General features: G+C 33.1%; 19 protein-coding genes. 13 read left to right on the forward strand and 6 right to left on the reverse strand.

Annotated elements, in window-relative coordinates:
* The first annotated feature begins 10 nt into the window (after positions 1-10).
* Positions 11-766, forward strand: a complete 756-nt coding sequence (locus QE431_RS08825; protein ID WP_307295063.1) for a LytTR family DNA-binding domain-containing protein — start codon at positions 11-13, stop codon at positions 764-766.
* Between the two features lie 106 nt (positions 767-872).
* Here the strand turns inward: QE431_RS08825 and QE431_RS08830 are convergent, their stop codons facing one another.
* Together QE431_RS08830 and QE431_RS08835 are read right to left on the reverse strand one after the other, a co-directional pair.
* Positions 873-1,373, reverse strand: a complete 501-nt coding sequence (locus QE431_RS08830) for a hypothetical protein (protein ID WP_307295066.1) — start codon at positions 1,371-1,373, stop codon at positions 873-875.
* 109 nt (positions 1,374-1,482) lie between these two features.
* Complete coding sequence (locus QE431_RS08835; protein ID WP_307295068.1) at positions 1,483-2,340, reverse strand: helix-turn-helix domain-containing protein; 858 nt, start codon at positions 2,338-2,340, stop codon at positions 1,483-1,485.
* 330 nt (positions 2,341-2,670) lie between these two features.
* Between QE431_RS08835 and QE431_RS08840 the strand changes: the two genes are divergently transcribed.
* Together QE431_RS08840 and QE431_RS08845 are read left to right on the forward strand one after the other, a co-directional pair.
* Positions 2,671-5,736, forward strand: a complete 3,066-nt coding sequence (locus tag QE431_RS08840) for a PAS domain-containing sensor histidine kinase (RefSeq protein ID WP_307295069.1) — start codon at positions 2,671-2,673, stop codon at positions 5,734-5,736.
* Between the two features lie 10 nt (positions 5,737-5,746).
* Positions 5,747-6,214, forward strand: coding sequence for a response regulator (locus QE431_RS08845; RefSeq protein ID WP_057119811.1), 468 nt, complete (start codon positions 5,747-5,749; stop codon positions 6,212-6,214).
* A gap of 28 nt (positions 6,215-6,242) precedes the next feature.
* Here the strand turns inward: QE431_RS08845 and QE431_RS08850 are convergent, their stop codons facing one another.
* The gene (locus QE431_RS08850; RefSeq protein ID WP_057118259.1) at positions 6,243-6,452 is read right to left on the reverse strand and encodes a hypothetical protein; all 210 of its coding nucleotides are present in this window, start codon (positions 6,450-6,452) and stop codon (positions 6,243-6,245) included.
* Between the two features lie 238 nt (positions 6,453-6,690).
* Here QE431_RS08850 and QE431_RS08855 point away from each other — a divergent pair, with 238 nt between their 5' ends.
* The 8 genes from QE431_RS08855 to QE431_RS08890 all read left to right on the forward strand — a co-directional run bounded on the left by QE431_RS08855 (position 6,691) and on the right by QE431_RS08890 (position 15,260).
* Positions 6,691-7,059, forward strand: a complete 369-nt coding sequence (locus QE431_RS08855; protein ID WP_057118258.1) for a hypothetical protein — start codon at positions 6,691-6,693, stop codon at positions 7,057-7,059.
* Between the two features lie 318 nt (positions 7,060-7,377).
* Positions 7,378-8,301, forward strand: coding sequence for a hypothetical protein (locus QE431_RS08860; protein WP_307295074.1), 924 nt, complete (start codon positions 7,378-7,380; stop codon positions 8,299-8,301).
* Positions 8,302-8,305: 4 nt separating this feature from the next.
* The gene (locus QE431_RS08865) at positions 8,306-10,285 is read left to right on the forward strand and encodes a TonB-dependent siderophore receptor (RefSeq protein WP_307295076.1); all 1,980 of its coding nucleotides are present in this window, start codon (positions 8,306-8,308) and stop codon (positions 10,283-10,285) included.
* A gap of 5 nt (positions 10,286-10,290) precedes the next feature.
* Positions 10,291-10,668 (forward strand): hypothetical protein, encoded by a 378-nt coding sequence (locus tag QE431_RS08870; protein WP_057118255.1) that lies wholly within the window; start codon positions 10,291-10,293, stop codon positions 10,666-10,668.
* A gap of 43 nt (positions 10,669-10,711) precedes the next feature.
* On the forward strand, positions 10,712-11,578 hold the full coding sequence (locus QE431_RS08875; protein WP_307295078.1) for an MbnP family protein: 867 nt from the start codon (positions 10,712-10,714) through the stop codon (positions 11,576-11,578).
* A 61-nt stretch (positions 11,579-11,639) separates the two neighbouring features.
* Positions 11,640-12,656 (forward strand): cytochrome-c peroxidase, encoded by a 1,017-nt coding sequence (locus QE431_RS08880; protein ID WP_307295080.1) that lies wholly within the window; start codon positions 11,640-11,642, stop codon positions 12,654-12,656.
* Between the two features lie 220 nt (positions 12,657-12,876).
* Positions 12,877-13,239 carry a BlaI/MecI/CopY family transcriptional regulator gene (locus QE431_RS08885; RefSeq protein WP_307295082.1) on the forward strand — a complete coding sequence of 121 codons (363 nt, stop codon included), beginning with the start codon at positions 12,877-12,879 and terminating at the stop codon, positions 13,237-13,239.
* Entirely contained in the window at positions 13,236-15,260 is a 2,025-nt protein-coding gene (locus tag QE431_RS08890; RefSeq protein ID WP_307295084.1) for a M56 family metallopeptidase, read from the forward strand. The genes QE431_RS08885 and QE431_RS08890 overlap by 4 nt, the downstream gene beginning before the upstream one ends.
* Positions 15,261-15,365: 105 nt before the next feature.
* Here QE431_RS08890 and QE431_RS08895 read toward each other — a convergent pair whose 3' ends face one another.
* From QE431_RS08895 to QE431_RS08905, 3 genes are all read right to left on the reverse strand, one after another.
* The gene (locus QE431_RS08895) at positions 15,366-15,866 is read right to left on the reverse strand and encodes a thioesterase family protein (protein WP_057118247.1); all 501 of its coding nucleotides are present in this window, start codon (positions 15,864-15,866) and stop codon (positions 15,366-15,368) included.
* A gap of 54 nt (positions 15,867-15,920) precedes the next feature.
* Complete coding sequence (locus tag QE431_RS08900) at positions 15,921-16,502, reverse strand: TetR/AcrR family transcriptional regulator (protein WP_307295086.1); 582 nt, start codon at positions 16,500-16,502, stop codon at positions 15,921-15,923.
* Between the two features lie 413 nt (positions 16,503-16,915).
* The gene (locus tag QE431_RS08905) at positions 16,916-18,370 is read right to left on the reverse strand and encodes an FAD-dependent monooxygenase (protein WP_307295088.1); all 1,455 of its coding nucleotides are present in this window, start codon (positions 18,368-18,370) and stop codon (positions 16,916-16,918) included.
* A 257-nt stretch (positions 18,371-18,627) separates the two neighbouring features.
* Between QE431_RS08905 and QE431_RS08910 the strand changes: the two genes are divergently transcribed.
* Positions 18,628-18,822 carry a hypothetical protein gene (locus QE431_RS08910; protein ID WP_307295090.1) on the forward strand — a complete coding sequence of 65 codons (195 nt, stop codon included), beginning with the start codon at positions 18,628-18,630 and terminating at the stop codon, positions 18,820-18,822.
* Between the two features lie 198 nt (positions 18,823-19,020).
* The gene (locus tag QE431_RS08915; RefSeq protein ID WP_307295093.1) at positions 19,021-19,701 is read left to right on the forward strand and encodes a hypothetical protein; all 681 of its coding nucleotides are present in this window, start codon (positions 19,021-19,023) and stop codon (positions 19,699-19,701) included.
* Positions 19,702-19,797 lie beyond the last annotated feature (96 nt).

Raw genomic sequence — 19,797 nt, forward strand, 5'->3', positions numbered from 1 at the left:
AGGAAGGAATATGAAGATTTTAATTGTAGAAGATGAAAGTATAAACGCCAACCGTTTAAAAAGACTGCTCGAGGAATTGGAACCCAATTGTGAAATTCTAGGGATTATCGATACGGTTGTAGATACTGTGGCGTGGCTGCACTCAAATCCAGCTCCAGATATAATTACTATGGATATTCGATTGGCAGACGGATTAAGCTTTTCTATTTTTGAAGAAATCAACATTACTTGTCCAGTTATTTTTACGACGGCTTATGATGAATATGCCATTCGAGCTTTTAAGGTAAACAGCATCGATTATTTGATGAAACCAATTGAGAAAAGCGAACTGGAATATGCTTTAAGCAAATTCAAATCTTTAGCCCAAAAAGAAATTGGCGTTCCTAATATTGCCGGAATCATAAAAGAGCTGATTCACAAACCCAAATACAGATTACGCTTTTTGGTTACTTATCGTGACGGCTATAAAAGCGTAGATGTTTCGGATATTGATTTTGTGTATTCTGAGTTTAAAACGAGTAATTTGTTTCTAAAATCGGGTGTAGTAATTGCTATTCCGCAGACCATGGAAGAATTGGAACATGAATTAGATCCGAATATCTTTTTTAGGGCCAACAGAAAGGTTTTTATTCGTGCCGAAAGCATTTATTCTATTGCCAATTATTTCAATTCCAAACTTAAAATTCAATTGAAATTAGATCCGGAACGCGAAGTAATTATCAGCAGGGAAAAAACACCTTTTTTTAAGCAGTGGATGGATAGGTGATTTTTTAAGGTTCTGAGGGACTAAGGTTCTGAGGGACTAAGGTTCTGAGATTCTGAGGTTCAAAGAGTCAGAGCGGCAAAGGTCAAAGGTTTATGAATTTAACTCTTTAGTTTGGGATAGCTTTTTTTAGATAGATTTGTTTGGAAGTGGTTTCATTTTCCTCGAAATCAAATTTTTCATACCCATTAGATTCTAAAGTTTCTTTTAGAACAACATCAAATTCAAATAGTTTTACCCAGATTAAATCGTTTTTTCTTTGTTTTGCAATTACTTCTGCGCGATCTGTAAGTAGTAGAATTTCTTTTGGGTTTGAATAAATAATGTATTCCACACAAATTGGTTTTTCTGCTTTGATTTTTTCATTAAAAATCCTGAAAGAGTTTAAGTGTAGGAAAGATGATGGATTTTCATTTTCATACACCATCAAAACTTCAATATTAAAATCATTTTGAACTTTAAAAAGTTCTGAAATAGAAAGGTTTTTAGCAGCGAATCTTTCTCCTTCTTCAACTGATGGAAATAAAGCAGCATAAAACTTTTGAGCCTGGCTTTCCATCCAAGAAGCCGTTTCCATTATGATAACTACAAATTGCGCTTTTTTAGACATGATTTCTTTTATTTATATACTTGAATTGTTATTTAGCAAAACTGCTATAATTTGTTTTATAAATAAAGGTTTAAAAGTCTGATATGTTGGTCAGAAAGTCAGTTTGAATCTAATTGTTGATTCGGTATTCTAAGGGAGAAATTCCCGTTTGGGTTTTAAAGAATTTTCCAAAAACAGATTGATTGGAAAAGTTTAAAGTATCACTTATTTGATTGATGGTTAATGATTTATTATGAAGTAAAACTTTAGCTTCGAGAATTACCATATTATCAATCCATTCGCGTGTCGTTTTACCACTGTTGTTTTTAATTACTTCAGAAAGATATTTTCGAGTCACATTTAAATGATCTGCGTAATATGTGGGAGATCGATGTTTTGTAAAATCTTTCGCTACAAGCTCTTTAAACTTTTCGAACAAAGGATTTTGGATTTCTTTATTGGAAAAAGCTTTTTTTATAGTATCCAGTTCAAATATGAGAATGTACAAATAACTTCTCAAAATAGAAGCTTGATGAAAATGTTCGACGCTGACTGTTTCTTTAATTAAATTAAAAAGCTTTTCGAATTTTGGTTTTGTTTTTTTCTCCAAAGGAAATACATGCATATCGCTGTTTTCGAAAAAATCAAATTGAGAAAGAAAAAAGATATTACTCTGGCTTTCGAGAAAAAACTCAGGTTTAAAAAATATAATATCCATTAAAATTTCTTCGCTGTTTTTGGTAAAACTTCTAATAACATTTGGACCAATCGCAAGTATTGCAGGCGCTTCAATAACAATTTTATCCAGTCGGGTCTGCATTATAATGCTCCCTTTCTTAAGAAATTCAATTGCGTAACTTTCTGCACGATAGGGAACATCTATATAAGGATGATCTTGAATCTGCACATAGAAATAGTCTTTTGGATTAATTTCATGTGTAAATAAACTTTTATGATGTTCGAGTGAATAAGTGCTGATTTTGCTCATTTCTATGAAGCTTTGCCGGGATTTTACTTTGCATTCAAATATAATTAATTGATTTGATTAGAATGGCACTAAAATCTGGTCAGAATTGACTACTAAAATGAAGGAATAAAGAAAATTATTATTTAATAAAATTTTAGTATAAAATGTCGCTTTTTCTTATATTTGATTAAGGAAGCTGGCAGATTTTAATCTATAACCGAAATCATTATAATTTTGAATTGTTTTGATTTTGAAGTACTGCCAAATATTTTAATAACTTATAGCATAAACACACCTTAAATCGATAACCTATAAAGTTCTAAACGAAACGTCTAGACATTACAAGCAGCAATGGAGTTAATACATAATTTAGAGCTTTTTCAAACCGTTTTTAACTCTGTGCCAAATGGTATTGTAGTTCTAAAGTCTTTGTATAATGATGAAGGCCGAGTAAAAGATTTTTCAATTGTTTTACTCAATACTTATATGTTTAACTGGATTGAAGATTCTGGCTATCAAGATAAAAATTACAGCGAAATTTTTCCTAACGTAAACAGAAGCGATATTTTTCAAAAGTTTATCGAAACAGCCGAAACCGGCCTGACTGCCAGTTTTGAGCAGTGGTACGAAAGTAATGAAACCATACACTGGTTTAAATTTACTGCAACAAAACAAGGAGAGTTACTTGTAGTTACCACAGAGGATATTACAGAAAAAAGACAGGCAGAAATAGCCTTAAATAATGCACTTACTGCTGCTGAGAAGCAAAAACGTCTATACGATTCCGTTATAAATAATACACCCGATTTAGTCTATGTTTTTGATCTCAACTATAAATTTACCTATGCCAATAAAGCTTTATTGACAATGTGGGGGAAATTTGCAGAAGATTCTATTGGTCTGGGTTTAAGAGAAAATGGTTATGAAGAATGGCATGCCTTGATGCACGAAAGGGAAATTGATTTTGTAGCCGCTGAAAAAAGATCCATTCGAGGAACAGTGTCTTTTCCTCATGCAGAACTAGGAAAGCGTATTTATGACTATATTTTTGCCCCAGTTTTTAACGAAAAAGGCGAAGTTGAAGCCATTGCAGGAACAACCAGAGATATAACGGAAATAAAACAGGCAGAAGAAAAACGTCAGCAAAGCGAAAATAGGTTTCGCCATATGATTGAGCAGTCGCCAATAGCAATGTTACTGTCTAGAGGAGAGGAAGTTATTATTGAAACAATTAATAAGCCGATGCTCAAATTCATGAACAAAACCAATCCAGATGAGGTACTCGGAAAAAAAATGATTGATGCCTTACCAGAACTTTTAGGACAGCCAGCACTTCAAACTGTTATTAATGTTCAAAAAACAGGAGTTCCTTTTCGTGGAGAAGAACAGCCTGTAGATTTAGTAATAGATGGTATTCTGGAACGTCGATATTTCAATTTTTCTTATGATTGTATTAAAGATTCAGATGGGAATTCGGCGGTTTTACATGTTGCATTGGACGTAACAGAGCAAGTACTTTCCAGAAGAAAACTAGAAGACAGCGAAAGCAGATTAAAATCTATGATCGATCAGACCCCATCTCCAACATTAGTATTAAAAGGAGACGATTTGGTTATTGAGCAGATTAATAAACACATGCTTGAACTAATTGGTCGCGGATACGAAATTATTGGAATGCCATTAATTGCCGTTCTTCCTGAGCTTGAGGGACAATACGTGTGGGAACAGGTTAAAAATGTGTATTTTAAAGGAATCCCTTTTGATCAAAGTGAAGTGCTTGTTGTGCATAACCGCACTGGTCAATTAGGAAAATACTATTATAATTTAGCATATCGTCCTTTGCTGGAAAATGGACAGATAACAGGAATGATCCAGGTAGCAATAGATGTTACACAGCAAGTTACAGCCAGACAAAAAATGGAAGAAAGCGAAAGTCGTTTTCGAGCTTTGGTAAATGCAGCATCAAATGTAGTATATCAAATAGATGCCGATTGGAAAATCATGCGAAGTCTTGATGGAGGAGGTTCTCTTTCAGATTCTGAAGAACCTGTATCAAAATGGTTAGAACATTTTATTCATCAAAATGATCGTGAAAAGGTAATGAATCTTATCGCTAAATCTATTGCGGAGAAAAGTATATTTGAACTTGAACATAGAACTATTGCGCCAGATGGTACTGTAGGCTGGACGTTTTCGAGAGTAGTTCCAATATTAGACGATCAAAATAATATAATTGAGTGGTTTGGTGCTGCGAGTGATATTACTTCGCAAAAAGAGCTGCAACAGGTTATCAAAGAAAGTGAAGAGAAATTCAGGCAGCTTGCAGACCTTGTTCCTCAAATTATCTGGACTGGTAATCCAGATGGTTATATAGATTATTACAACAGACGTTGGTATGAATATACTGGTTTTGAAGTAGATGAATATGGAGATCTAAGCTGGGTGCCAAAAATACATCCAGATGATGTGACATTTGTTCTCGAGAATTGGTATCAAAGTGTTCAATCGGGGAATTTTTATCAAACAGAATTCCGATTGAAAAATGGGAACACTGGAGAATATCGATGGTTTTTAAGTAAAGCTGTTCCAATTAAAGAAAAAACTGGAGTCATTAGTAAATGGTTTGGTACTTGTACCGATATTCATGAACAAAAGACAATCACAGAAAAATTAGAATTTTTAGTAGCAGACCGCACCAAAGAATTACAGCGTTCTAACGAAGATTTACAGCAGTTTGCCCATGTCGCTTCGCACGATTTAAAGGAACCAGTTAGAAAAATTAAGACATTTGTGGGCCGACTTGAAGATCATTTACAAGATCAGTTAGATGAGCCTGCTTCTAAATATATTGGCAGAATTAATGTAGCGGCAGAGCGTATGTTCAATATGATCGATGGTGTACTGGCATATTCTAAAATCAATGCAGATTCACAGAAAACGGCATTAGTAGATTTAAATGAAGTTATAAAAAATATCGAAACAGATTTAGAAGTTTCACTGCAGAGAACAGGCGGAAAAATCTATCATGACAATCTTCCAGTTTTAGAAGGAGCATCGGTTTTACTTTATCAGCTTTTTTACAATCTCATCAATAATTCTATTAAATTTGCAAAAGAAGGTACGCCCCCAGAAATAAAAATTTCTTCAGAAAAAATTATTAAATTAGATAAAAATTGGGTTGTAATTACACTAGAAGACAACGGAATAGGGTTTGATGAGAGTCAAGCCGAAAGAATATTTGAGACATTTACCCGTTTAAATTCTAAAGACAGCTACGAAGGTACAGGTTTAGGATTGTCACTTTGTAAAAAAATTGCAGAACGCCATGGCGGCACAATTAGTGCTGATGGTACTGTAGGTAAAGGAGCTGTATTTGTTATTACATTGCCATTTGAGCAAAATGAGAATGATATTTAATATTAAAGAAATGGATCAAAAAATAATTTTACTGGCTGATGACGATATGGATGACACAGAAATGTTCTGTGAAGCATTAGCAGATATCGATGAAAGTATAATATGTCATTGCGCTGTGAATGGCAGCGATGCTTTGAGAATACTGGACGGACTGAAAGAACTTCCAAGTGTCATTTTTCTAGACTTAAACATGCCAATAATGAATGGATGGGATTGTCTTATGCACTTAAAATCAGATAGCCGTTATAAAGACATACACGTTATCATGATCTCAACTTCATCCCATAAAAATGATCTTGAGACCGCATCAAAATTAGGTGCAGTTTGTTATTTTGTCAAACCAAATAGTTTTAGTGATTTAAAACACGTTCTCCGTTCCATTACTTCAAATATTGACAATGGACTTAAAGATGTAGTTGTAACTCTACAAGAAAATGGTTTTAAACATGTTTTTAATTGTGACGATAATAATTTGTAAATTTTAATATTTCCGTCACAAAATATAATTAGCTCATTTGCTGTTCACTAGCTGCTGTGTCTAATTCAGTATTATCTAATTCGATATCAGATTGGGTAGTAGTTTCAATTTTATCATCCCAATGTCCCCAATCTCCGCGATAAGATCTTGTGAATACCAATTCGTCATTGTCTCCTTTAGACAGAATTGTCGTGCATATAAAGTTTCTTTTACTATTGTTGATTACGGGAGTTTCCATGGCTGTAAAATATTAAGTTAAGTATGTCAAAAGTAAAAAGACCTTAGACGAATTAGTTACATAATAATTGTAATTTGTTATCAAATTATCACATAACCTTCTTTTAATCAATAGTTTTATGTAAACTGAATCGCAAAATTTTTATCCTCAAAATTAATTTAGATTATAAAAAACACTTTTAGTTAAAATAAATACAAAATAGTATGTATTTTTGTTGCCAAAATAGAACAACAAGCAGTTGAAAAGGGTAATTATAATAGCACTTTCGATTTTAATCTTATCGCCATCATTTGGCAGCTTGTTCGTATATGCTTCATTTAAAATCAATCAGAAAGAAATAGCTAAAACAATTTGTGTACAACGTAAACTGGCATTTAATAGTTGTAATGGCCGATGCGAACTTCAAAAAAGCATCAAAAAATACTCTGATAACGAAAGAAAAATGCAGGACAGCCTAAAAGACAAATTAGAGCTAATTTACGTTCAAAGCACTCCAGAAATTAGCTTTGACATTGTTCCCGTTATTGAATCAAAAGAAAATACTTCTACTTTATTCGAAAAGAAACCAATTTCGGCTTCTAATCTTACTTTTCACCCTCCAGTCTAGTTATTTAGATCAATATTTCAGTTTTAATTTTGTTTAGAAATTATATCATTATTCATATTTAATGATATAAAACACTTGTGGTAGTATTTTTCATATGATATGAATTTTACAATTGAGTTTTTAACGAACACGTACATCTGCAAATATTATTTTCTACAGAAATCATTGATCTCTATTCAATAATTGAATAAATATACCCTGAAATGTATTATTTCAATTAAAAAACACATTCAAACTTCACAGCACTTTCGCTTTTTTGATTTTCGAAATCTGACTGCTTTATGCTGTGTTTTAAACAGTTTTCTAACATTCATTACAATGAAATCTTTTAAATTTTTAGTCATTGCACTATTGTGTGTAATTACTTCCTGTACAATCGATAAAACAGATTACGAAGCTGAAATAGGTTCTCAAGTTCCAGAATATTATGAATTTAAAGAAGCGGTTTCATTAACCAGCGGTCTTTATAAAATAAGTATTGAAGCTTTAAACGGGACATTTTATAAAGGGTATAATGAGCTTCATTTGAAAATTACAAATACGCAGACCAATCAAAATGTAAGCGCATCTGAAGTAACTTTTTTACCAATCATGAGCAATACAGACGGAAGCAAAATGTCATGTCCGCATGAGTATAATCTGCAATACGATATGGCTAATAAATATTTCGCTGGATATTCTGTATTTACCAATGAAAGCGCCGCAGCAAACAGCTGGAAACTGTATGTGAGTTTTATTGCCGACAATCAAAAATATGAAGTGACTAAAGACATTTCTGTTGAAAAGCAAAGCAATAAAAACCTCAATATGACCAGCTTTACAGGAAAAGATGACGAGCAATATGTGATTGCATTAGTTTCGCCGCAAAAACCTACCGTTTCTGAAAATAAATTAGTCGCAGGTATTTACAAATACAATAAACCAGCTGATGCAGGTGGAACTTTTCCAGATCCTTCACAATTTTCTTATTCAGAAGTGACTGGTTATACTTTAAAATTAGATCCAAGAATGCCAGAGCCGTCAATGGGAAATCATTCTTCGCCCAATAATCAGGATTTGACACAGCAAAATGATGGTTTGTATCATGGAGTTGTGAATTATACGATGACGGGAAACTGGACTTTGAATTTAATAATGATGAATCAAAATGGGTTGATCATAAAAGGAACTGTCGTTCCAACAGATTTTACGCCTGGAGTTGAAGGCGTGAAAAGTGAACTTTATATTGATACATTATTTTAAAAACATGAAATATATAGTAATGTTACTTTTTTTAGGAATGTCTGTAACTGCTCAAAATGTGCACGTTCATCACGACAGCATAAAAAACTTAGAAGAAGTACAAGTAAAAAACGCAGCCAAAAAGAAAATCGAGACCGAAATGAAAATGGCGGTTTCAGTTGACGAATTTTTGTCATCATCAGATAATATTAGTTTTATAAAACGTGGGGCTTACGCGTGGGAACCGCTGCTCAATAATATGAGTTCCGAACGTTCTACCGTTACAATTGACGGAATGCACGTTTTTGGAGCTTGTACGGATAAAATGGACCCAATAACGTCTTATGTAGAGAGTAATAATCTTTCTACCATTGACATAAAATCAGGGCAGGAAGGAAGCCTACACGGTGCAACTGTTGCGGGAAGTATCGATTTAAAAAGAAAAAGCACTCCTTTTGGTCTCGCTAAAAAGTGGAATGGAGTCTACCAAAGCGGATTCGAATTTAATAACAAACAGTTTTTTAATCTTGGAAATGTAGCTTATTCTGGAGAAAAGTTTGTGGCAGAAGGAAGCATCTCTTATCGAAAAGCTGATGATTATTATGATGGAAATAATGACGAAGTCAAACATTCACAATATAAAAAATTCAACACCTCATTAGGTTTTGCTTATAAAACAACTGATTTATCCTCAGTAAGATTGGATGCGATTTTTGATATGGCAAAAGATGTTGGATATCCAGCGTTGCCAATGGATTTATCGCTTTCGCGTGCGCTTATCACATCGGCTTCTTATAAGCAATTATTTGAGGAAGGTTTAATAAAAGTTGTAGATACAAAGATTTATTTCAACGCAATCGAGCATTATATGGATGACACCACTCGTCCCGAAAATCTAGTTCATATGGATATGCCGGGATGGAGCACGACTTATGGTCTGGTTTCTAAAGCAAATGCAAAAAAAGGCAGTTATTCTTCTGAAATACAGTTGAATGCTTACGATAATTTATCAATTGCAGAAATGCGAATGTATCCGCAGGATCGAAGCAAAAGAACTATGTTTGCGTACAGCTGGCCGTGGGTAACGACGCGATATGCTGGACTTTCGATGAATAATTCTTGGGATCTATCAGAGAAAAGCCAGGTGAATTTAGGAGGTTCCTTGGGCGTAAATTACAATTATTCCAAATATGTAGAATTCAACTGGATTTTTCATCCTGGAGCGCCTCAGGAAAAAACAAGATTTCTGCCGAGTTTACATGCAGGTTATAATCTGGATGTTGATCATTTTAATTTTTCTGTAGGAACAGGTTACGGACATCGAGCGCCTTCTGTTTCTGAAGGTTACGGTTACTATATCTACAATAGTTTTGACCGTTACGATTATATCGGAAATCCTAATTTGAAAAATGAGATTTCATACGAAGGAAATGCAAGTGCAGGTTTTAAAAACGAAAGGTTGAGTATTCAAGGAAAAATAAATTACTTCTACATTGAAAATTACATCATTGGAAGGATTTTAAGCATGGGAAGTCCGATGAATTATCAGTCCGTTGGAGTAAAAGGTTATACTTCTTTAGACAATGCAACGCTTTTAAATATGTCCATGAATGCCAGTTATGATATTTTACCGCATCTGCATTGGAAAGGAACGCTGACTTATGCACGCGGAATGGATGATAAAGGAGGAAATCTGCCTTTTATTCGTCCGTTGAGTTATCAGACTTCGCTTCATTTTATGCATAAAAATTTCGGAATCCAAACTTCTGTAAATGGTGATTTCGAGCAAATTAATTACAGCCCAGAATATGGCGAGGACTTGACATCTGCTTACACAATATGGAATATTTCTGCCGATTATTCTTTTAAAATCAATAAAGTAAAAACCGTTGTGCAGGTTGGAGCAGAAAATTTATTAAATGAATATTATAGCACTTATGCAGACTGGGGAAATATTCCGAGAATGGGGCGTAATGTTTTTACCTCTTTAAAATTCAATTTCTAATAAAAATGAAAAAAGTTTTTAGTTTCACAATGACAATGCTGTTTCTGCTGGTTTCTTTCCAGCAGGCATTGATTATTGTACACTTTAAACTGAATCAGAAGAACATAGAGCAAGAGTTTTGTGTCAACAAAGCCAAACCAGAACTGCAATGCCATGGTAAATGTCATTTAAAGAAAGAATTAGAAAAATCAGATAACAACGATTTGGAACTTACGAGTATCGGTAAGAAAATCGATATCACTTTAATATCTAATTTCGAATTTACAGTTCCAGTTCTAAAAATTATAAATTCTAGTAAAATATTAATTTATAAAGAATTGGGTTTGTTAGAACCTTGTCTCGAAATTTTTGTACCGCCACCTATTTTATTTGGTATTACCTAATCTCATTAATAAAAATAGAAATACAAAAATTAAATTAAAAGAAATGCAAAATTTTAAAAAATACTTATTACTATCAATCGCTTCATTGGCATTTGTATCGTGTTCAAGTGATGATGATAATCCTGTTGCAAACAATGTAACGTTAGAATTCAATAATACATTTAAGAATACGACTATTGTTTTAGGTGCTGCAACTTCAACTTCTGCAACGACAAATACTTCTGCGGCTGGGCAGGTACATCATTTTTCAGAATTGAAATATGTGATTAGTAATATCCGTCTTGTAAAAGATAATGGAGACGAAGTTCCATATAATGTAAATGATTTGGATAAAGGTGCAACAGTTATCGATCAATCAAAAACGGCGACATTAAGTTATGTTTTGAGTAATGTGCCATCTGCAACTTATAAGCAGATTAAATTTGGTTTGGGTATTAAGCCAGAGCAAAACACTTTAGACCAAGCAAGATTTCCAAATTTCTATGCTGCAGCTGGCGCTAACGATACCGCAATGATGTGGGAATGGGGAAGCGGCTACCGTTTTACAAAAGTAGAAGGCTTTTATGATACTGATAATAAAACAATGTCTATTCACACCGGAAGTACTGTACAAGGAACTGCAGGCAGTTATACGCAAGGTGTAAATGCTTATAGAGATATTACTTTAAACTTGACAACAAATGCAGTTGTTGGAAGCAAAGCTCCGAAAATCAAAATTAAAGCTGATTTTGATAAAATGTTAAGCGGAAAAACAAATACAATTACGTTATCTACAGGAACTGGAGATGCCGATAACGCAACTCCAAATATTCATACAGCTGCTCAAATGGTAAAATTTGTTGATAATTTCGGAGGAAATGGTTCAAGCGATATTACAGGAATGTTTTCTGTTACAGGTGTAGAAAACTAAAATCATATTTTCAGAACCGTCTTAATTTAAGAATTGGCGGTTCTGTTTTAAATTATTTATAATGAAAAAAATAGCCGGCTTCATATCTCTATTATTATTGTTTGCGTCATGTAACAGCGATGATTCGGATATGATTTCTATTGATAATCCTGAAATTTCGCTGAATATTCCGTCTGGATTTCCAGAACTAAATAGTTTTGTAAGTCTAAACAAGCCGACAAAATACGGTGTGGAATTAGGTGAAAAGCTTTTCTCAGAAAAAAAATTCAGTGCAGATAATACCATTTCCTGCTCAAGCTGTCATATTCAGGCAAATGCTTTTACAGACCAGCATGCACAAGCAGTTGGAATTGAAGGCAGAATTGGACTTCGCAATACGCCATCCATTCAAAATTTGGCTTTTATGAAATTTTACAATTGGGATGGAAGTAAACTGCAGCTGGAAACGCAAACGTTAGTGCCTATTATAACGCACGAAGAAATGGATTCCTCTATTTTAGAAGTTATAGGTAAAATTAAAGATGATGCCGTTTATAAAGATTTGTTCCAAAAAGCCTTTGGAGATGAGAGTATTACTCCTGAAAGGATCTATAAAAGTATTGCACAATTTGAATACACTTTAATTTCTGCTAACAGCAAATATGATAAAGTAAAACGAAATACAGCATCTTTTACAGAAAGCGAATTGCAGGGTTATCAAACTTTTCAGCAAAAATGCGCGAGTTGTCACAGTTCAGAATTGTTTACAGATCAGAGTTTTAGAAATATTGGTTTTCCTTTAAACACTGACACCAATGAAGCAGGGCGTGGCAGGGTTACTGGAATTGCTGCTGATTTTATGAGTTTTTGTGTGCCGACGTTAAGAAATATAGAATATACAGCTCCTTATGGAAGTTTTGGACAATTTGCAACTTTAGAATCTGTTTTGGATTATTTTGATAATGGCGTTTTAGATGCTGAAAATCTGGATCCAATTTTTAAAGAAAATGGCAAACGAATTCCGCTTACAGAACAAGAAAAAATCAATCTTATTGCTTTTATGAAAACCTTAAGTGATACTGATTTTGTCAAGAACTAAGTGCATTTATATTTCGAAATGAATGAAAAAGCTAGACTGAAAAGTTTAGCTTTTTTTTATTTAGTTATTGAAGATCAATTGTTTATTTTGTTTTTTAATGATTTTTTTTGCGCCGTAATTACTATATTTTTCACATAAAAACTAATTTATTAGTTAAAAAACTAAACAATTAGTTTGTCTACTAATTAATTAGTAGTATCTTGCATCAAAATATTCAACCATGATAAAATTAGCCAAAAGAGAAGAACAGATCATGCAGGTTTTTTGGGATCTGGATAAAGCCTTTATAAGAGATATTATTCCATTGCTGCCAGATCCAAAGCCACATTACAATAGTGTAGCCACAATTGTGAAGATACTTGCCGAAAAAGGATTTTTGAATTATGAAACTGCTGGAAATATGCATTGCTTTTTTCCAATAATCAGCAGAGAAGAATACCAGCAATTTGCTTTAAAGGATATCGTAAGTCAGTATTTTGATAATTCGTATCCGAGAATGCTAGCCTTTTTTGCAAAAGAACAAAAGCTTTCAGAAAAGGAGTTGGATGAAATCGTCAGCATCATTAAAAAAGAAAAAATATGATACCTTATATTTTATATACAGCACTTATTCTTTCAGCTTGCTTTGCGTTTTACAAACTGCTTTTGCAAAAAGAAACTTTTTTTCATTTAAACAGATATATACTGCTGTCTTGTATGGTACTGGCTTTTATTCTGCCTTTGGTTCCAGTACCTCAGCAATTATCGTTTAGAAAAATTGATACCGAAAAGAACATTACACTTGTCAAAGCTCCAGTTGAAAATCTTACTTCAACAGCAGTAAAAGAGCCTACAGTTCAGCCAACACTTACAGAACAGACGAAACAAGTAATCAATGTTGATGTCTTATTAAAGTGTTTGGTGTATTTGTACTGGTTTGGAGTCGTAATATTTGGACTTAATTTTTTAATGCAGGCTGTTATATTACTATTTAGGGCCAATTCTAAATCGGTTATTCAAGATGGTAAATTTCGTATTGTGGAAATAACAGGAGATAAAGCTCCGTGCTCTTTCGGCAATAATATTTTTATTAATCCTGAAAAATACGAATGGGAAACCTACAGCCAGATTTTGCTTCATGAAAAAATTCATATCGAACAGAAACACACTATCGATCTGTTGCTTGCCGAGATTGTTCTGATCTTTCAATGGTTTAATCCTTTTGCTTGGCAATGGAGAAAAGCCTTAGAGACCAATCTAGAATTTTTAACAGACGATCAAATGCTGCAACAAGATAACGTTGAAAAAGAAAGTTATCAGTTCAGCTTACTGCAGGTTGCTGCGCCGCAATTTCCATTGAGTCTTACAACCAATTATAATCAATCATTATTAAAAAAACGAATCATCATGATGAACTCAAAAAAATCAAATGTGCACACCACTTGGAAATATTTTTTCCTAGTGCCGTTAATGGTGCTTTTTGCCTGCCTTTTTAATCAACCGGCAGCGCAGAGTCAAACCCTAAATTCTAAAGGGGAAGCACAAAAAGAAACAGCCATTCAAAACGGAATGAAAACAGACGGAAACTGGTTTGCTACCATTAAAGGCAATTCTATAGAAATCAATTTTAAAAGTGATGAGAATAATTCTTCCAGTACTTTTCAATTGAGTGAAATCAGTAATCTTCCAAGAGACAAACAAGGAGAATTTACATTGACGCGTGAAGCAGGAACGATGTATTTTACAGGAAAATTTGAAGGAGACAGAGGAATGGGAACTTATAAATTTACTGCAAACAAAGATTACAGCACAGCAATGCGCAAAGAAGGAGTAGAGCTTGCAAATGATAATGATCTTTTGGTTTTCTTTATGATAAACGTCAAAGTGTCTTACGTACAGATGCTTAAGAAAAATGGTTATACCGATTTAGACAAAGATCAAGTTATTCCCCTAGCGGCTTTAGATGTAAATGAAGCTTATATTACTTCAATAAAAAAAGCAATTCCAGAGATTGATTTAGACAATCTTGTTCCTTTCAAATCATTAGGAATAGATAAAGCTTTTATTGAAGAAATACGCAGTTCTGGGTATAAAGATGTTAGTCCGGGTAATATTATTGCATTAAAATCGCAGGGAATTGATGCCAAATATATTAGTGATTTTCGCTCTGCTAAAAATAATAACGATAGCAATGATAAAGAAGTTAGCAGCAATAATAATGACAACGATAATAGCGACGATGATATTATTGCATTTAAAGCATTAAATATTGACAAAGCATATGTTGATTCTTTTAAAAAGCTGGGATATAAAAATATCTCAAACAGTGATCTTATTGGTATGAAATCACTGAATGTAACTCCAGAGTACGTAAAAAGTTTTCAGAATGCTGGTTTTCAAAACATAGAGGCAGAAAATCTGATCGCTTTGAAATCACAAGATATAACGCCAGATTTGGTAAAAGAATATAAAAGTCTTGGTTTTGAAGATCTAAATTTAGAAGATATCGTTGGAGCAAAAGCAACAGGCACCACACCATCTTATATCAAATCAATGAAAGCAAAAGGCCATAATTTTAAAAGCCTGGACCGATATGTTGCATTGAAAGCTCTTGCTAATAATTAAAAGAAAACTAATTATTTGAATTAGTTAAAAAACTCAAGTTGTAAGACAAAATAAAGCCCAAACCGAATAGGAATGGGCTTTTTTATTTATTAAATTATTGAAGCTTTATTGCTGATTCACTTCCGTTCTGCTTTTTAATTTTTGAATAATTTCTATAGATCTTTTTTCAAAAATAGATTGGTCTACAGGTACAACAACCGATTGAAATAACTGCATCAATTCATCAGAATGATTGGCTGTTTTTTGAGTTTGAAGATTAAAATGCACAAACTTTATCCATAAAACAGATTTTAGTTCGGTTTCACTTTCGTTCCACATTTTCATCTCAACCAGCAGGAAATTATCCGTATATTGAATTAATTGCGAATCAATTAAAACCGTTTCCATTGTAAATGCTGGTTTTATATAACTTATTTGATTAGATGCCACAACCCAGCTGAGACCTGTTTTTTTCATGTATTTAAAAATATCAAGGTCATAATGCTCTGCGATTTGATCTTCTCTCACATTAATAAAGTACTCTAGATACTTCGAGTTGTTTAAATGATTAAAAGGATCACAATCCTGAAATCTAACTTTTCTTTTTGTTTTTAGTATTTTTTCCATTTTATAAATGTATTGCATTAAATACCGATCGGTATTTGAAAGGTTAAAAAATTTTTATTTGGTAATAGCGGCAATTATAGTACTGTCTATAAAGTCCATAGCATTGGCTATATAACTTTCATCGTTATGGGTAAATGCGAGAAGAGAACTTCCTTCAATGAGTGATAAGATTATTTTGGCATATTTAAAGGGATCTGTATTTTTTTTAATTTGATTAGCAGTGATTCCATCATTAATAATAGTAGTCAGACCGATAATAAATTTTTGAGATAATTTTTGTGCCGCTTTAAACAATAACGGATTAATAAATTTTGTATCTATTCCTGCTCTCAGCATCGGACATCCGCCTCTGTCTTTGACTAAATCATAATAACTACGCTGATAATTGGTTACGGCATGAAGTTTATTTATACTGCCTTCTGTAGCAGCGACTAATTTAAACAAAGGTGCTATTGCTTCGTTTATATTATAGTGAAAAGCTTGTAATGCTAAATCTTCTTTATTAGAAAAATTACAATATATAGCGCCTTTTGTAAGTCCAGTTGCATTTGTAATGTCTGTAAGACTGGTTCCAACATATCCTTGTTTGTTGAAAACTGGGGAAACTTTTTCTAATATAAACTCAGAAGTATTCATGATTTTTTAAGTTGAATTAAAATTCTCAGTAAATATAACAATAAATACCGATCGGTATTTAAAAGGTTTTAAATATTTCAATATAATTAATGCTTGTATTTATTAGACATTATAATTTGTAAAACCCGCCAGATACATGAAGCATAAGGCGGGCTGTCCATAAACATAATCTTCCATTTTATGTTTACTACAAAATCTTTAATTATAGTGAAGGGAAATTATTTCAAAGTGTGAAAAAAGTTTAATAATTTGATGCAATTATAGTTATTTATTTAATAATTATCACCAAATTTAAGATATAGGTGCTATTATTGTCATTTTTGAGAAATATTGTAGGGGAATTTCATCAGTTATAAGATTTGATGAAAGAAAAAGTTCACGATATTCATTTTAAAATTAGAATAGAAGAATTTTTAAGCTTCTTTTTTCTTCAAACAACGTCCTCTCGGTTCATTGCCTTCGTGAAGTACGATTTCCGAATGAAGAAATTGTGCCGCATCTGCAGAGTCTTTTACTTTAACAGCACTGCGTTCTAGCATTTCTGTTTCAAAGTCGGTTAAAACAGTTTTTCTAATTCCTTTTTTTCTCCATTCAGAAAGCGGTCGGCATTCTTTTGAAATTCCTCTTGCGAGTGTGAGTGCATCCAGTAAAGCTTGATTGGCTCCTTGTCCTTTAAACGGACTCATTGGGTGGGCTGCATCTCCAATTAGTGTAACTTTTCCAGCTTTCTCCAGTAATTCAGATTGGAGTAATTCACGGTCATATACCGGATATCCAGAAATTTGCGCTTCCATTGTCGCTGATAAAATTTGAGGAATAGGATTATGCCACTGAGTTCTACGGCAGGCTTCTTCTTTAAGTGCTTTTGGTCCAAGTGCGCTTAACGCTTTAGCATCTTCTTCCGGCATTGGAAAACTAAGCTGCCACATTACAGAATCTGCCGTGTAAGGCATTATATAAATTCGTTCATTTCCATTGGCAGTTTGAAATACAGTTGCTGAATCTAATAAAGAACTCTCAACATCTATTAGAGCGCTTAAAGGGCAAATTCCTAATATTACAATACAATCGAGATAGCGAAGAGGCGTAACATCCTCACCAATCAATAATCTGCGAACCGAGCTGCGAATACCATCGGCACCAACGATAAGGTCGGCTTTAGATGTTTTAAGTTCTCCATTTACTTGAAAATTTAGTTCAATATCATCATCATTTTCTTTAAAATCAATTAGTTGATGTCCCCATTGTACAGTATCATGTCCGTCGAGCTGCTCAAGTAATGCTAATCGTAAAGATTGTCTTGCGATGTGCATATTGGTGCGTTTCGAAGATTTTTTCGCATCCTGCTGCAGCCATTTACGAATTCCCCATTCTCCAATCACTTTTCCTTCTGTAGTATGAACTAAATGTCTGGTTGAAATTACTTTTTCATCTAAAGAAAAAATACCTAATCCTTCGATTGCTTTGCTTGCTTGCTGCAAAGTAAGTCCGTAACCCTGGGATCGAGCTGCAAAATTAGCATCACGTTCGTAAAGCGTAAAAGGAATACCGCGATGTAAACAGGCAGCAGCTAATGCTACTCCGCCAATTCCGGCGCCAATAATAGCAACATGGGGATAATTTTCTGTATCTGCTTCAGGATGATTGTCAGAAGGAATCAATCCAGATCCATTACAATTTAAGCAAGTATGTTGGTGAGCTTTAGGTCGAATAGGAACTGTTCCTTTGCCATTTGTTTTTTCAAATTGGTCTACTGCATTCTGGTATTGGCGTCGCGCTTTGTCACTAAGACCGCGGCTTTTTTTGCCACGTCCTTGACACTCATTACAAATAGTCCAGCTTGTTTTATCTCTTTTCTCTTTTTCCACTTTCGTTCATTTGCTGGATCTAATTGTATTTCGGTACAATCTAATGTGAAAAATATTTCTCACATTTTTACAGCTGTGCAAATTTAAGGTAAAAGGTTACCAGTACAAAATGAGTTTTTCAAACTTACAGTTAAAACGTGATGATTTTGATTATATGTATATATGTATAATAGTATTTTATAACTTTTTGCTAGGATTATATAAGTGATAAAGCACATATTTCGACTAATTTTAATAAAAATTAAAATGTAGAAATTATGAAAACAAATAATCAAATTCAGAATATTACTAAAGATAGTAGTTCTGATAATCGCAGCGATACGAGAAAGCATCAATATAAAGATCATGATGAAGTTCTAACAAACGATGAGAATTATGATGTTGACACTCATAAATTTAAAGGTGAAAAACCTGATTTCGATGACAAAATGAACAATGAAGAAAAAAAATAAAAATAAAGCGCCTTAAATTTTAAGGCGCTTTATTTTTTTTGGACCTATCTACTTGTTATTTAAGCAGTATTACTCACATTTTAAAATTTTTCAAAAAAGTTCAGAACTAAAAAAAGAACTATGAATTGATTTTTATAGATTTGTAAAACTGTATATTCCAAAAAAATGGTGCAAACCAATTATAAAAATTTAAATTCGATGAAATCTGTCAGTTCAATATTTTTACTTTTAATGTTTGTCTATTCAAGTTCTTATTCACAATTAAGTGCAGATAAAATATTCGAAAGCTTTAAACAAGGAGAACGCACAAATTGCTCGTCAATTGCTTTTATTAAAGCATCTTTAAACGTATATGGATTGGATAATCTTTTTGTAACTGAAAAGGTAAATGATAGTTTACAAAAGATCACATTAAAGAATAACGCCTCATTTCTTCTAAAAGATGAGGAAATTAAAATAGCTAAAACTTCAGCTGGGTTTGTTTACATTAAAGACAATTGCGAAAGTGAAAAAATAACAGACTACGCAATATTGACCTATGCCGTAATGGGAAAATACAAACAGATTATCGATAAAGAATCGACTTTTGATAAAGCATTAGAAGATCTGGAAGACGGTACAGTTTATACACCTACAATCTACAAATACTTAGGATTTACAAAAGGCAAACAAGTGCAGAAGCTGAAAAGACAATCTGGAAGTGAATACTGCGGTGTAGTGGCGTGGTCAAAAGCGCATGCCGTTTTTGTATGCGAAGAATTTATGGATTACTATGGCAACAAAAAAAGTATCTGGATAAAATACCCAAGTCGCTTTAGAATAATAAAACCAACAGAAGAGATAGAAAATAATACTCCTAAATTGGTGCAATCGTACTAAAAATACTGCTTCTGACTGAGTTAATATTGATTTGTTAAAATTTTCAGAAAAAAAGAAATCAATAAAGTTGCAATTTAAGTTAAATTATATATTTTT

The sequence above is a fragment of the Flavobacterium sp. SORGH_AS_0622 genome (assembly GCF_030818825.1).
Lineage (GTDB): Bacteria > Bacteroidota > Bacteroidia > Flavobacteriales > Flavobacteriaceae > Flavobacterium.

What these genes read in the sequence shown, in the direction of transcription:
- QE431_RS08865 (WP_307295076.1), top strand. Translation starts at nt 8,306, where the DNA reads ATGAAATATATAGTAATGTTACTTTTTTTAGGAATGTCTGTAACTGCT.
- QE431_RS08860 (WP_307295074.1), top strand. Translation starts at nt 7,378, where the DNA reads ATGAAATCTTTTAAATTTTTAGTCATTGCACTATTGTGTGTAATTACT.
- QE431_RS08845 (WP_057119811.1), top strand. Translation starts at nt 5,747, where the DNA reads ATGGATCAAAAAATAATTTTACTGGCTGATGACGATATGGATGACACA.
- QE431_RS08840 (WP_307295069.1), top strand. Translation starts at nt 2,671, where the DNA reads ATGGAGTTAATACATAATTTAGAGCTTTTTCAAACCGTTTTTAACTCT.
- QE431_RS08910 (WP_307295090.1), top strand. Translation starts at nt 18,628, where the DNA reads ATGAAAACAAATAATCAAATTCAGAATATTACTAAAGATAGTAGTTCT.
- QE431_RS08850 (WP_057118259.1), bottom strand. Translation starts at nt 6,452, where the DNA reads ATGGAAACTCCCGTAATCAACAATAGTAAAAGAAACTTTATATGCACG.
- QE431_RS08885 (WP_307295082.1), top strand. Translation starts at nt 12,877, where the DNA reads ATGATAAAATTAGCCAAAAGAGAAGAACAGATCATGCAGGTTTTTTGG.
- QE431_RS08895 (WP_057118247.1), bottom strand. Translation starts at nt 15,866, where the DNA reads ATGGAAAAAATACTAAAAACAAAAAGAAAAGTTAGATTTCAGGATTGT.
- QE431_RS08915 (WP_307295093.1), top strand. Translation starts at nt 19,021, where the DNA reads ATGAAATCTGTCAGTTCAATATTTTTACTTTTAATGTTTGTCTATTCA.
- QE431_RS08900 (WP_307295086.1), bottom strand. Translation starts at nt 16,502, where the DNA reads ATGAATACTTCTGAGTTTATATTAGAAAAAGTTTCCCCAGTTTTCAAC.
- QE431_RS08825 (WP_307295063.1), top strand. Translation starts at nt 11, where the DNA reads ATGAAGATTTTAATTGTAGAAGATGAAAGTATAAACGCCAACCGTTTA.
- QE431_RS08875 (WP_307295078.1), top strand. Translation starts at nt 10,712, where the DNA reads ATGCAAAATTTTAAAAAATACTTATTACTATCAATCGCTTCATTGGCA.
- QE431_RS08835 (WP_307295068.1), bottom strand. Translation starts at nt 2,340, where the DNA reads ATGAGCAAAATCAGCACTTATTCACTCGAACATCATAAAAGTTTATTT.
- QE431_RS08830 (WP_307295066.1), bottom strand. Translation starts at nt 1,373, where the DNA reads ATGTCTAAAAAAGCGCAATTTGTAGTTATCATAATGGAAACGGCTTCT.
- QE431_RS08870 (WP_057118255.1), top strand. Translation starts at nt 10,291, where the DNA reads ATGAAAAAAGTTTTTAGTTTCACAATGACAATGCTGTTTCTGCTGGTT.
- QE431_RS08880 (WP_307295080.1), top strand. Translation starts at nt 11,640, where the DNA reads ATGAAAAAAATAGCCGGCTTCATATCTCTATTATTATTGTTTGCGTCA.
- QE431_RS08890 (WP_307295084.1), top strand. Translation starts at nt 13,236, where the DNA reads ATGATACCTTATATTTTATATACAGCACTTATTCTTTCAGCTTGCTTT.